This window comes from Arthrobacter sp. U41 (genome assembly GCF_001750145.1).
GTDB lineage: Bacteria > Actinomycetota > Actinomycetes > Actinomycetales > Micrococcaceae > Arthrobacter.
Window position 1 is genome coordinate 2,506,281 of the sequence record NZ_CP015732.1, and the last position, 12,228, is coordinate 2,518,508.

At 69.7% G+C, this 12,228-nt stretch carries 11 protein-coding genes; 3 read left to right on the plus strand and 8 right to left on the minus strand.

Annotated features, from left to right (window positions below; translation table 11 throughout):
- Positions 1 to 8 precede the first annotated feature (8 nt).
- The gene (gene sufU, locus ASPU41_RS11440) at positions 9 to 482 is read left to right on the plus strand and encodes a Fe-S cluster assembly sulfur transfer protein SufU (RefSeq protein ID WP_069951021.1); all 474 of its coding nucleotides are present in this window, start codon (positions 9 to 11) and stop codon (positions 480 to 482) included.
- 94 nt (positions 483 to 576) lie between these two features.
- Here sufU and ASPU41_RS11445 read toward each other — a convergent pair whose 3' ends face one another.
- The 3 genes from ASPU41_RS11445 to ASPU41_RS11455 are packed head-to-tail and all read right to left on the minus strand — an operon-like array spanning position 577 to position 2,883.
- On the minus strand, positions 577 to 798 hold the full coding sequence (locus ASPU41_RS11445) for an SCO4848 family membrane protein (RefSeq protein WP_069951022.1): 222 nt from the start codon (positions 796 to 798) through the stop codon (positions 577 to 579).
- Between the two features lie 3 nt (positions 799 to 801).
- The gene (locus ASPU41_RS11450; protein ID WP_069951023.1) at positions 802 to 1,299 is read right to left on the minus strand and encodes a DUF2505 domain-containing protein; all 498 of its coding nucleotides are present in this window, start codon (positions 1,297 to 1,299) and stop codon (positions 802 to 804) included.
- Between the two features lie 48 nt (positions 1,300 to 1,347).
- Positions 1,348 to 2,883 carry an SDR family oxidoreductase gene (locus tag ASPU41_RS11455; protein WP_069951024.1) on the minus strand — a complete coding sequence of 512 codons (1,536 nt, stop codon included), beginning with the start codon at positions 2,881 to 2,883 and terminating at the stop codon, positions 1,348 to 1,350.
- Between the two features lie 249 nt (positions 2,884 to 3,132).
- Here ASPU41_RS11455 and mfd point away from each other — a divergent pair, with 249 nt between their 5' ends.
- Positions 3,133 to 6,798 (plus strand): transcription-repair coupling factor, encoded by a 3,666-nt coding sequence (gene mfd, locus ASPU41_RS11460; protein WP_069951025.1) that lies wholly within the window; start codon positions 3,133 to 3,135, stop codon positions 6,796 to 6,798.
- 3 nt (positions 6,799 to 6,801) lie between these two features.
- Positions 6,802 to 7,635, plus strand: coding sequence for a metal-dependent hydrolase (locus ASPU41_RS11465; protein WP_197515643.1), 834 nt, complete (start codon positions 6,802 to 6,804; stop codon positions 7,633 to 7,635).
- A 134-nt stretch (positions 7,636 to 7,769) separates the two neighbouring features.
- Here ASPU41_RS11465 and ASPU41_RS11470 read toward each other — a convergent pair whose 3' ends face one another.
- The 5 genes from ASPU41_RS11470 to cobA form a co-directional block, all read right to left on the minus strand.
- On the minus strand, positions 7,770 to 8,003 hold the full coding sequence (locus ASPU41_RS11470; protein ID WP_069951026.1) for a hypothetical protein: 234 nt from the start codon (positions 8,001 to 8,003) through the stop codon (positions 7,770 to 7,772).
- Positions 8,004 to 8,056: 53 nt separating this feature from the next.
- Positions 8,057 to 8,806: a deoxyribose-phosphate aldolase gene (deoC, locus tag ASPU41_RS11475; RefSeq protein ID WP_231941055.1), complete on the minus strand. Its 750-nt coding sequence runs from the start codon at positions 8,804 to 8,806 to the stop codon at positions 8,057 to 8,059.
- Between the two features lie 101 nt (positions 8,807 to 8,907).
- The gene (locus ASPU41_RS11480; RefSeq protein WP_069951027.1) at positions 8,908 to 9,768 is read right to left on the minus strand and encodes an FAD-dependent oxidoreductase; all 861 of its coding nucleotides are present in this window, start codon (positions 9,766 to 9,768) and stop codon (positions 8,908 to 8,910) included.
- 225 nt (positions 9,769 to 9,993) lie between these two features.
- Positions 9,994 to 11,112, minus strand: coding sequence for a uroporphyrinogen-III synthase (locus ASPU41_RS11485; protein ID WP_069952649.1), 1,119 nt, complete (start codon positions 11,110 to 11,112; stop codon positions 9,994 to 9,996).
- 80 nt (positions 11,113 to 11,192) lie between these two features.
- Complete coding sequence (cobA, locus tag ASPU41_RS11490; protein WP_069951028.1) at positions 11,193 to 12,227, minus strand: uroporphyrinogen-III C-methyltransferase; 1,035 nt, start codon at positions 12,225 to 12,227, stop codon at positions 11,193 to 11,195.
- Position 12,228 lies beyond the last annotated feature (1 nt).

The window sequence follows — 12,228 nt, forward strand, 5'->3', positions numbered from 1 at the left end:
TTTCCCGCATGAGCCTTGAACAGCTGTACCAGCAGATCATTCTCGAACACGCGAAACTGCGTACCGGCAGCGGACTGGCGGAGACCCCGGTTCCGGCGGGGGCGTCGTCCGGGCAGTCCCACCAGCTTAATCCTGTCTGCGGGGATGAGATCACCGTCCGCGTGGCGGTCTCTGACGGCAAGGTCGCCCAGCTGCGCTGGGACGGGGCAGGCTGTTCGATTTCGATGGCCTCGGCCTCGGTGCTTGCCGACCTCGCCGAAGGAATGGACGTCGGCAGCTTCACGACGGTCATCGACAACTTCCGCGAAGTCCTGCGGTCCCGGGGGAAACTGGCCGCGGACCCCGAGATCCTCGGCGACGCATCAGCCTTTGAAGGCGTTTCGAAATACGCCGCCCGGGTCAAGTGCGCCATGATTTCCTGGGTGGCGGCAGAAGACGCCCTGGCCCAGGCCCTGGCACCGGAAACCACGGCACCCCACTAGCGGGGGGCCGCGCCGGACTCAGGCCCGGCCGGTACCCTTCCGGTACCCGGCAGGATCCGGCCCGGCTCCGTCCGGGCGAACCCGGCCTGCCCGTCTAGCCGAGCAGGCCGGCGATCCCGATGGCCGCCGTCGCCGCCCCGAGCAGCATGGAAATGCTGACCAGGACGACGTGGACCGTGAGGAAACGTGTGGCTTTGCCGTTCGCGTCCCGGGACCGTGCATCCTTCATGACCCGGCGCAGGAATTGCGGCCAGACGACCAGGGACCAGAGGCCGGCCACGATCAGGACGATGGCAAGGAATGCCGGCAGCTCCACGTGCTAGTGGCTTTCGAGCCAGGCCTGGGCCTGGGTGGACTGGATGTTCAGGGCCTTGCCGACCATCGGCTCGGCTGCTTCGGCGATCTTGCCGCCCAGGAACGGCACCGAGGACGTGACGGTGCCCTCCAGCTCGATCCGGGTGTGGCCGCCGACGGAGACCAGGCGCTGGACGGCGTTGACGTCCAGCGGCGCGCCGGAGACCTTCAGGGTGATATTGCTCAGCCGCGAGCCGTCGGCGCCGGGGGCGTCCCAGCTGTCCAGCTGCGTCACCGTCAGGCTCTCGCCAACAAACTTCCGCGCCATGTCAGGCATCCGGGTGGTCGGGATGGTCCGCACGGTCGTGGTGCTGAAGGCCCCGGCCGTGTCGCCGTCGACCGCGAAGGACTCAAGCGTCCCGCCAACGAGTTCACTGGTGTGGCGAAGGAAGTCCTCATTCACGAAGACTGCGGTCACGCGGTCAACGCTGTGCGGAAGGTTGGTGGATGCGCTCAAGGCCATTGGGGGTCCTCCATGGGGTGGAACTGGTCGTTTCGGGCTCCAAACATCCTACGCGGTGCGCCGTGCCGGCTCCGATTCGAGGTCCTGGAGATCCTTCGCCGCGGCCGTGATATTCCGCGACATGGCAGGGAAAATCAGGCTGTGGAAGGGAAGCACGGCCAGCCAGTACAGGCGCCCGCCGAGACCCTTCGGGAAGAAGATCGCCCGCTGGCGGTAACGGCTGCCCGTCCCCTCCGGCTCCACCGACAACTCCAGCCAGGCCCGGCCCGGCGCCCGCATTTCGGCGCGCAGCCGGAGCAGCCGGCCGCGTTCGATTCGCTCGGCCCGCCACCAGTCCACGACTTCCCCTTCGGCCAGCAGGTGCGGGTGCCGCCGGCCGCGCAGCAGCCCGGCCCCGCCGGTGAGCTTGTCCAGCCAGCCGCGGATGCGCCAAGCCAGCGGGAGCGAATACCAGCCGTTGCGGCCGCCGATCCCTTCGATGATGGTCCAGACGTGCTTCGGGTCCACCTGGCTTGAATAGGTGCGTTCGTCGACGTACACCCGGTGCCCGGCCCAGTCCGGGTCGCTGGGGAGGGGATCGGCGTCGGCCCCGGCACTGGCCCAGGTCGTCTCGACCTGTCCGTCGCGCTCCTTGCCCAGGGCCAGCGCAACGGCCCGGCGGTAGGGGGCCAGCCCGCCCTCGGGCTGCGGAATGTAGGCATCGATGTCGTGCTCGCGGGAGACGGCGTCGTGCTGGAGGGACTCCACCAGCGGCAGGGACATCGACAGCGGAATCGGGGTCACCAGCGCCACCCAGAGTCCGGCGAGTTTGGGGGCGGGGACGGGCAGGGCAAGGACCCAGCGCCGGGGGAGACCGGCCTCGGCCGCGTATTCCTGCATCATCCCGGCGTAGCTGAGGACCTGGCGCGACCCGATGTCGAAGGTGCGGTTGATCGGGCCTTCCAGCGACGCTGCCCCGACGAGGTAGTGCAGCACATCGCGCACGGCAATCGCCTCGATCTTGTTGCGTACCCAACTCGGGGCGGGCATCACCGGAAGCGTCTCGGACAGGTGCCTGATCATCTCGAACGACGCCGAACCCGAGCCGATCACGACGCCGGCCTGGAAGACGACGGCGTCCACCGGACTGTCCAGGAAGACCTTGCCCACGGCTTCCCGGGACCGCATGTGGGTGGAGAGTTCGGTGTTGCTGGGGTGCAGGCCGCCCAGGTAGACGATCCGGCCCACGCCGGCGCCGGCTGCCGCCTGCGCCGCGGTCTCCGCCATCGCCTTTTCCTTGGATTCGAAGCCGGCCCCGGCCGCCATCGAGTGGACCAGATAGTAGAGAACGTCGACGCCGTCCAGGGCCGCGCGCAGGGCCGCGCCGTCGTCGAGGCTGCTCTGGATGAGTTCGACGTCGTCAAGCCACGGCACCCCGGCGATTTTCGCAGGGGTGCGGACCAGAACCTTGACGGTGTGCCCGGCCTCCAGCAGGCGGGGAACCAGCCGCCCGCCGATATAGCCGGTGGCGCCGGTGACGAGCACCGTCTTCGGCTGGCCGCTCGGTGCCGGGGTGGTCGGTGCTGATTCGGGGGTGCCGGTCATGGTGACTCCTTGTTGTCTATGAGGCATTCGGAGCGCCGGGTCGTTTGGACGGCCGTGTCTTCTGCCAGCTTAGCCCCGGCGCCGCCCGGGCCGGCAGGTCCGCGGGCCCGCGGGCCCGCCGGAGGATGGGACGGTCCGGGTGCGGACCTGCCTCCGGGCTGCGCGGTAGGCTTGGGTTACCCGGGATTCTCGCGAATTCCGGCTATTCGTGTTGCCTGCATCCCCGTGACTCTGACAGGAGCTACAGCTATGAGCCACTCCGGCCCCACTCTCACCGGTTTGCGCCGTGCCCTCTCCGAGGACCGGAATTACGCCCGGGTCCGGACCGAAGCCGCCCGCGGTTTCGACGCCCGCAGCGAGGATTACCAGATCAGCGCCCCCGCCGGACTGCGCCCGGCGCTGCTCGCGGAAATGGCCGACGGACTGGCCGCCTTGGCCGCGGACACAGCGAAGGACAGCACCGGTCTGGGCCCGGTCGTTCTGGCCGTCACCGCCACCGGCCGGGAGGCCGAGGACCTGACCGAAGCGCTGCGCGCTTTCCTGCCGGCCGACGCCGTCGCCGAGTTCCCCAGCTGGGAAACGCTCCCGCACGAACGGCTTTCACCCCGTTCGGACACGGTGGGCCGGCGGCTGTCCGTGCTGCGCCGGCTCGCGCACCCCGAAACATCCACCGGCGGCGCCCTGCGCGTCGTTGTCGCCCCGGTCCGGGCCGTTGTGCAGCCGCTCGTCGCGGGTCTTGGTGAGCTGGTGCCGGTGACGTTGACGGTCGGCCAGGAGGCCCCGTTCAGCAGCGTCGTGCGAAGCCTTGCCGACGCCGCCTACGCCCGTGTGGACATGGTCACGCGGCGCGGTGAATTTGCCGTCCGCGGCGGCATGCTGGATGTCTTCCCGCCCACCGAGGACCACCCCATCCGGGTGGAGTTTTTCGGCGACGAAGTGGACCAGATGCGCTGGTTCGCCGTCGCCGATCAGCGTTCGCTGAGCGCGCCGGGGGTGCACCACCCCACCGAACTGCACGCCCCGCCGTGCCGCGAAATCCTGATCACACCCTCGGTGATGTCCCGCGCCGCGACGCTGAAATCACAGTTGCCGGCCGCCGCGGACATGCTGGAGAAGATCGCCGGCGGCATCGCCGTCGAGGGGATGGAGTCCCTGGCCCCGGTGCTGGTGGATGCCATGGTGCCGTTCCTGGACCAGTTCCCGGCCAGTTCGATGGCCGTGGTGATCGAACCGGAAAAGGTCCGGACCCGCGCCCACGACCTCGCCGCCACGAACGAGGAATTCCTTGAGGCGGCCTGGTCGACGGCGTCCGACGGCGGTACAGCACCCCTTGACCTCACGTCCCAGGCCTCCGAGGCCCTGCATTCGGCCAGCTTCCGTTCGCTCACCGAAACCCGCTCCGCGGCCCTCGCGCACGAGGTGTCCTGGTGGTCGATCACCTCGCTGGCCACCGACGAGGAACTGCTGCCGGACGTCGATGTCCTTAACCTGCACGCCCGGGAACCCCGCGGCTACCAGGGCGACGTCGCCGAGATGATGGACTTCATCGGCTCCCACGTGCGGGAGCAGTGGCGGGTTGTTGTCGTCACCGAAGGTCCCGGCCCGGCCCAGCGGCTCGCCGAGCTCTTCCATGACAACGACATTCCGTGCGCCCGGGTCGGCTCCCTCGACGACGAGCCCCAGGCCGGGCTGATCGAGGTGACCACGGCCGCGCTCGGACGCGGTTTTGTGCTGGAACCGCTCAAGCTCGCGCTGCTGACCGAGGCGGACCTGCTGGGACGGACCTCCGCCGGTTCCACCAAGGACATGCGCCGGATGCCGTCCAAGCGGCGGAACGCCGTGGACCCGCTGCAGCTCGTGGCCGGCGACTCCGTGGTGCACGAACAGCACGGCATCGGCCGGTTTGTGGAGCTGATCCAGCGAAAGATCACCGTCGGCGGCTCAAAAGACTCAGTCGGGGTGCGCGAATACCTCGTGCTGGAGTATGCGCCGTCCAAACGCGGCGCCCCGGGCGACCGGCTCTTTGTGCCCACCGACCAGCTGGACCAGGTCACCCGCTATGTTGGCGGGGATACCCCCGCGCTGAGCAAGATGGGCGGCGCCGACTGGTCCAGCACCAAGTCCAAGGCGCGCAAGGCAGTCAAGGAAATCGCCGGCGAGCTGATCCGGCTCTACTCGGCCCGGATGGCCTCCCGCGGCTACGCCTTCGGCCCCGACACCCCGTGGCAGCGCGAACTCGAGGAAGCCTTCCCGTATGTGGAGACCCCGGACCAGCTGACCACCATCAACGAGGTCAAGGCGGACATGGAGCGGGAGATCCCGATGGACCGGCTGATCTCCGGCGACGTGGGCTACGGCAAGACCGAGATCGCGGTCCGGGCGGCCTTCAAAGCCGTCCAGGACGGCAAACAGGTCGCCGTGCTGGTGCCCACCACCCTGCTCGCCCAGCAGCACTATGAAACCTTCACCGAACGGTTCTCCGGCTTCCCGCTGGTGGTCAAGCCGCTGTCCCGCTTCCAGGCCGGAAAAGAGGCCAAGGAGACGGCCGAAGGGGTCAAAGCCGGCTCCGTGGACGTGGTGATCGGCACCCACCGGCTGCTGTCCAAGGACTTCGCGTTCAAGGACCTCGGCCTCGTGATCGTGGACGAGGAGCAACGCTTCGGCGTCGAACACAAGGAAGCGCTGAAGAAGATGCGCACCAACGTGGACGTCCTGGCGATGAGCGCCACCCCGATTCCCCGGACCCTGGAAATGTCGCTGACCGGCATCCGCGAGACCTCCACGCTCGCCACCCCGCCGGAGGAACGCCACCCGGTGCTCACCTACGTGGGCCCGTACACGGACAAGCAGACCTCCGCGGCGATCCGCCGGGAACTCATGCGCGAGGGCCAGGTGTTCTTCGTGCACAACCGGGTGTCCACGATCGACCGGACCGCGGCGAAGATCCGCGAACTCGTCCCGGAGTCCCGGGTGGAGGTGGCGCACGGACAGATGTCCGAAAGCCGGCTGGAGCAGATCATCGTGGATTTCTGGGAGAAACGCTTCGACGTGCTGGTCTGCACCACGATCATCGAGACCGGGCTGGACATCTCCAACGCGAACACCCTGATCGTGGACGGGGCGGAGAAATACGGGCTCTCCCAGCTGCACCAGCTGCGCGGGCGGGTGGGCCGTGGCCGCGAACGCGCCTACGCGTACTTCCTGTACCCGTCCGAGAAGCCGCTGGGCGAAGTGGCGCTGGAACGGCTCAAGGCCGTCGCCACCCACAACGAGCTCGGTGCCGGGATGCAGCTGGCCATGAAGGACCTCGAGATCCGCGGCGCCGGCAACCTGCTGGGCGGGGAGCAGTCCGGCCACATCCAGGGTGTGGGCTTCGACCTCTACATCCGCCTGGTCGGCGAGGCTGTGGCCGAGTACCGGGGCGAGGCCGAGGAGAAGGCCGCGGAGATGAAGATCGAGCTGCCGGTCAACGCGCACCTGCCGCACGACTATGTGCCGGGCGAACGGCTGCGCCTCGAGGCGTACCGCAAGCTCGCCGGGGCGATCACCTACGAGGCGATCGACGAAGTGCTCGCCGAGCTCGTGGACCGCTACGGCGAGCTGCCGCTGCCCGCGAAGAACCTGATCGACGTCGCCCGCTTCCGGGTCGGTGCCCGCGAGGCCGGGCTCAGCGATGTGGCCCTGCAGGGCAACTTCATCAAGTTCTCCCCGGCACAGCTGCCGGAGTCCAAGCTCATGCGGCTGACCCGGATGTATCCGGGGTCGCAGTCCAAACCCGCCCTGGACGCGGTGCTCATCCCCAAGCCCAAGACCGCCCGGATCGGCGGCCGGGACCTGCAGGACGCCGAGATCCTGGAGTGGGCCAACGGCGTTATCCGCAACATCTTCTCCGATGCGCCGCTGGCGGTGAAATAGCGAATGATGGGCGGACACCACGCCGCGTCGGGGGCCGCGGCGTGGGTGGCGATTGCCTCCACCGGCCCGTACACTCTCGGCTGGTTTCCGCTGGACGCGACCGGGATCCTGATCGGCGGGATGGCGACGGCGGGAACGGCCCTGGTCTGCGACTGGGACCACCGCTCCAGCACGGTGGCGCACTCGCTGCCGCCGCTGTCGAACGTGATCGCGGTCGGCATCGAGAACGTCTCCGGCGGCCACCGGCAGGGCACACATTCCCTGCTCGGCGCCGCGTTTTTTGTCATGCTGGCGGCGCTGGCGGGGCAGCTTCAGCTGCAGACCCACTGGGGCCTGCTGTCGGTGGGTGCCGGGCTGCTGTGCATGTTCATGATCAACATCGCCGCGAAAGCCCTGAAGCTCTTCCCGAAGTACGGCTGGATCAGCAACTGGGTCTTCGCCCTCTGCATGGCCGGGCTGGTGACCTGGTTCGCGCCGCACCAGTGGACCTGGCTTCCGGTCTCGATGCTGACCGGCGTGCTGGTGCACATCGTCGGGGACATGATCACCACCGGGGGAGTGCCGCTGCTCTGGCCGCTGGTGATCAAGCCGCCGAAATTCCTGCGGAAGCTGCCGCTGGTGAAAAACGTCTGGAAGGCCAACGGGGCGTTCGCGGTTCCGCTGCTGGGCCGCGCCGGGTCACGGCGGGAATGGTTCGTGCTGATTCCGGTCAGTGCCTACGCCATGATCGGCATGTTCGGCGCGGTGCTGGCCCTGGCCGAGCTGCAGTGGCCCGCCGCGGTGGCGACCGGGACCGGTCTGCTGCAAAGCCTCTACGGGCTGCTCGCCGCGGCGTAACGGCGCTAACCCGCAACGGCGGGCCGGTGACGCCGGCCGCCCCCGCCGGCCCGGGCCGCGGGTGAAATGGCCGGGGGTTAAACGACCGAAGCCCCGGGGGTCCGGGGCTTCGGTCGTTCACGTACGGTGCGGCTTTAGAATTCGCCCGCGGAGTCCGAGCGGCCGGTGATGGTCTGCGGGATCCAGAAGGCCAGGGCGAACAGGCCGAGGCAGGCGGCCATCGGCCACGGGTTGCCCAGCGTCAGGAAGGTCAACGAATAGAGCGAAGCGAAGAACAGGACCATCATGAGGACGAACAGGATGAGGCTGGAGGCCAGGCTGTTCTCGTTCTGCGGGGTCTGCTGGGTTTTCGCGGTGTTGCTGGACATTCGTTCCTCCTCGGCCCCGTGGGGCTCAAAACTGTGGCGGCTGCCGGAGCGGATCAGTACGCGGAGGAACCCTGTTCACCCTTGACGATCGCGATCCCGGAGCTGGCGCCAATACGTGTTGCACCTGCAGCAATCATAGCCTGTGCGTCGGCGAGCGAACGCACGCCACCCGAGGCCTTGACACCGAGTTCCGGGCCCACCGTCCGGCGCATCAGCGCGACGTCCGCGGCGGTGGCCCCGCCGCCGTTGAAGCCCGTGGAGGTCTTCACGAAATCGGCTCCCGCCGCCACGGCAGCCTCACAGGCCAGCACCTTCTGGGCATCGTCCAGCAGCGCCGTTTCGATGATGACCTTCAGGATGGCGCCGCCGTCGTGGACAGCGTCCGCGACGGCGGTGATGTCATCGATCAGGGCGCCCTTGTCGCTGGCCCGGGCCGCGGCGATGTTGATCACCATGTCGACTTCCTCGGCGCCGTCCAGCACGGCACCGCGGGCCTCGAAGGCCTTGACGTCGCTCGGGGTGGCGCCCAGCGGGAAGCCGACGACCGAGCAGGTCAGCACGCCGGTGCCCCTCAGGGCCTTCTTGACCGTCTTGACCCAGACCGGGTTGACGCACACGGACTTGAACCGGTATTCGGCGGCTTCGGCACAGACCCTGAGGATCTCGGCCTCGCTTGCCTCCGGCTTGAGCAGCGTGTGGTCGATGTAGGAGGCAATGTTCCCCGAAGTTTCGGGGTTTCCCGCGGTTCCGGATTCCGGGGCAGCGGCGGTGGCGTTCCCGGCAGTCGCGGCTTCGTTGCTCATGGTGGTCCCTTTCCTGGCTTCTCAGGTGTCCATCTTGCCATAACAGGCCATGCCACCGGAGGGCCTGCACGCAGGGGCCGGGCAACACTTCAGGCAACGGTTCAGGCGGCTTCCGCAAGGGGCTCCGCCATGCCGGCCCGGAGCAGCTGGGAGGCGCACACGGACGCCGAGGAGGAGGCGGCCACCAGCAGTCCCAGCCGGACGCCGTCGAACACCGCGGCGTCCCCGATCGCCCAGATCCCCGGAACGGAGGTGCGGAAGTCGCGCCCGATGACGATCCCGCCCTGGCGTGCCGTCTGCAGCCCGGCGCTGACCGCGAGGGCGTCGCGGGCAATCGGTTCCTCGGCCAGGACCACAAGGTCCCCGGCCATGCTGGAGCCATCCTCGAACACAATCCCGGCGGCCGTGAGCGCCGAGCCGGCAAGGGTGGGTACGACGGCGGCCGGCCGCTGCGTCGTGCGGATGGGGCGGACACCGCGGGAGCGCAGCACAGCCTCGGCCTGGCCCGCGGCCGTTCCGGTGCCGACCAGGATGCCCAGCGGCCGCCGCCCCAGCACCCGAGTGACGTCCTTGACGGCCTCGCCCAGCCCGGCGGCGTCGTCGATCGTGGAGTAGTTCAGGCAGCGGCCTTCCCCGGCAAGCGGTGCGCCGGCGGGGGAGGACCCGGTCGCGATGACCAGCTGGTCGTAGCTGAATTCCAGGCCGTCCGCCGTCGTGACATGGCGGCTGTCGGGGTCGACGTAGCTGGCCGGCTGGCCGAAGCGGACCGAGACCTGCGGGAGGGCGGCCAGTTCCAGGAGCTCGGCGGGTGCGTCATCCCGGTTGCTGAGCACCGTGATGCCGCCCGCGAACGGCGTCCGGGTGAGCTGGCGGACGAGGGCCTGCGCGGCCGGGCCGGCCCCGGCGATGACGATGCGGGGCCGGGTCTGGGAATCGGCGGGAACGGTGGAGGTGGCGGACATGGTGAGGCCCTTTCGCTGGTGGCCTTTGGTGCGGCCTGACTGCTTGTTGGTCCCCAGCGTAGGCGGCCGATTTTTCCGGCAGGTTTCCCCGGTGTTGCGGAATTTTCGCCGCCCGTTCGCCAGTATTTACTCACCGGTAATGTCGTGCGTCACACACAACGCGGGGTCACTTCGCGCCCATAAAACACCTTGGGATGGGCGCGAAGTGACCCCGCGTTGCTGTTGTTAAACGCGGATCCGGTAGCCGCGCTTCACCACGGTTTCCACCAGCCGGCCGTCCGGCAGGGCCGAGCGCAGCCGGCTGACCGTCATGTCCAGGGCATGGACGGAGCCGCGGAGTTCCAGCAGCTCGGACAACGCCTCACGGGACAGCACGGCGCCGCCGGCGCCCAGCAGCGCCCGCAGCAGCAGCAGCGGCGCGGGGGCCAGTTCCACGGCCCCGCCATCGATCCGCAGCGAGCGGCCGCGGAGTTCCACGCGGCCTGACACGGTGTCCAGGCGGCGGACGTGGTTGAGGGCAAGGTGCTCCACGACGAGCCGGATCAGGGCGCCCATCCGGAACCGCTCCGGAACCAGCGGCTGCAGTCCGGCGTCGATGAGCGGCTGCGCCGTGACCGGGCCGACGACGGCGGTGGCCACGGTGGTCTTCAGGCTCTCCACGAGCTGCCGGTACAGGCCCATCTCGTGCGCGGTGCTCCACATCGCATCCACCGCGGGGGCGCTGGTGAACGTCAGCACGTCCAGGTTGCCGCTGCAGGCGGCCTCGATCAGCCGCGGCAGCCGGTCCGCGCCGTCGGGCTTGACCCAGCGGTACGGGGTGACCGTCAGGACCGTGGCGCCGGACATCCGGAGGCGTTCGAGCTGGCGGACGTCGGTGTAGCCGTGCAGCTGCACCGCGACGGTCTTGCCGCGCACCCCCTCGGCCAGGAGCATGTCCACCAGGGTGGCGGTGGTTTCGTCGCTGCTGATCCCGACGTCGGCCAGCCCGGCCGCGCGGACGGCGCCCCGGGCCTTGGGCCCGCGGACGAACATCCGGGTGGCGCCGAGCGTTTCCAGCAGCTGCTCGCCGATGCCGAAGGTGTCCGCGGCCTCGCACCAGCGCCGCATGCCGTAGGCGGTGGTGGCGATGCACAGCTCAGGGCGTGCGGCGATGATGGCGCGGGTGTCCTCGATCAGGTTCAGGTCCTCCTGCACCGGGGCGATCTTCAGCGCCGGCGCGTGCAGCACCTCCGCGCCGCGCCGCTCCAGGGCCTCGATCAGGTCCTGGGAGCGGCGGTGCGAGGTGACGCCGATCCGGAAGCCCTCCAGCGGCAGCTCCACCGTCCCCGCCGCAGGCCCGGCCACCGTCTCCGGCCCGGTGTCCGGTCCCGGATCGGCGCCCGGCAGCCCGGCGGGGGCGATGGCGTTGAGCGCGCTCACGGTTCTCACGCCCCCATCAGGGACGCGGCCAGGCGGCCTAGTTCGGCTTCCGCCTCCGCGCAGCCCCGGTTGGCCTCGGCCACCCGGACGACGTCGCCGATCACCAGCACGGCCGGGTTGCTGCACTCCGCCGCCGCCGTTGTGATGGTGCCCAGCTCGGCGATGGTGGTCCGCTGGCCGGGCCGGTAGCCGCGTTCGACGACGGCCATCGGCATGTCCGCGCGCATCCCCGCCCGGCGCAGCCCCGCGGCGAGCTGGTGCAGCGTGCCGATGCCCATCAGCACCACGATGGTGCCGCCGAGTCCGGCAAGGTGCAGGTGTTCCTTCTCGGTCAGCGGGGCGTGGCCGGAGACGACGGTGAACATGTGGCTGACCTCGCGGTGCGTGACCGGGATCCCGGCCGCGGCGGGGACGGAGATGGCACTCGTAACACCGGAGATCACGCGGACGGGCACGCCGGCCTTCACGCAGGCGGCCACCTCCTCGCCGCCGCGGCCGAACACGTACGGGTCGCCGCCCTTGAGCCGGACCACGTTCCTCCCGGCCAGCGCGGCCTCCACCATGAGCTCCTCGATGCCGGCCTGGCTGACCGGGTGGTGGCCGGGGCGCTTGCCCACATCCACCAGCTCGGCCGTGCTCAGTGCGGGCAGTTCCTGGTAGGGGGCCAGCCGGTCGTAGAAGACGACGTCGGCGTCCCGCAGGGCCTGGACGGCGGCGACGGTCAGCAGTTCGATGGTTCCCGGTCCGCCGCCGACCAGGGTGACGCGGCCGGCGGTGCCGGCGGCGGGTTCCACCGCGACCGGGATGCCGGTGTCACGGCAGCGGTCCAGCAGCGCCTCCCAGCCGGGCTGGCCGTCGTCGACGGCGGCGACCAGGAAGGGGCGCTCCGGCAGGGGCCCGTCGTGGCGGGCGCCGCCCGGGCTGCTCAGCCGGGAGACGACGGCGCCGGCGGCCCGGTAGCGGCGGACCGCCTGGCGCGCGGCGGTGTCCGAACCGGTGACGAGGACTTCGCGTCCGCTGAGATCGATGCTGAGCTGCATG

Bases quoted from the DNA above. Each gene is read 5' to 3' on its own strand.
- sufU (WP_069951021.1), top strand. From the start codon at position 9: ATGAGCCTTGAACAGCTGTACCAGCAGATCATTCTCGAACACGCGAAA.
- ASPU41_RS11450 (WP_069951023.1), bottom strand. From the start codon at position 1,299: ATGGCCTTGAGCGCATCCACCAACCTTCCGCACAGCGTTGACCGCGTG.
- ASPU41_RS11455 (WP_069951024.1), bottom strand. From the start codon at position 2,883: ATGACCGGCACCCCCGAATCAGCACCGACCACCCCGGCACCGAGCGGC.
- mfd (WP_069951025.1), top strand. From the start codon at position 3,133: ATGAGCCACTCCGGCCCCACTCTCACCGGTTTGCGCCGTGCCCTCTCC.
- ASPU41_RS11465 (WP_197515643.1), top strand. From the start codon at position 6,802: ATGATGGGCGGACACCACGCCGCGTCGGGGGCCGCGGCGTGGGTGGCG.
- ASPU41_RS11470 (WP_069951026.1), bottom strand. From the start codon at position 8,003: ATGTCCAGCAACACCGCGAAAACCCAGCAGACCCCGCAGAACGAGAAC.
- deoC (WP_231941055.1), bottom strand. From the start codon at position 8,806: ATGAGCAACGAAGCCGCGACTGCCGGGAACGCCACCGCCGCTGCCCCG.
- ASPU41_RS11480 (WP_069951027.1), bottom strand. From the start codon at position 9,768: ATGTCCGCCACCTCCACCGTTCCCGCCGATTCCCAGACCCGGCCCCGC.
- cobA (WP_069951028.1), bottom strand. From the start codon at position 12,227: ATGCAGCTCAGCATCGATCTCAGCGGACGCGAAGTCCTCGTCACCGGT.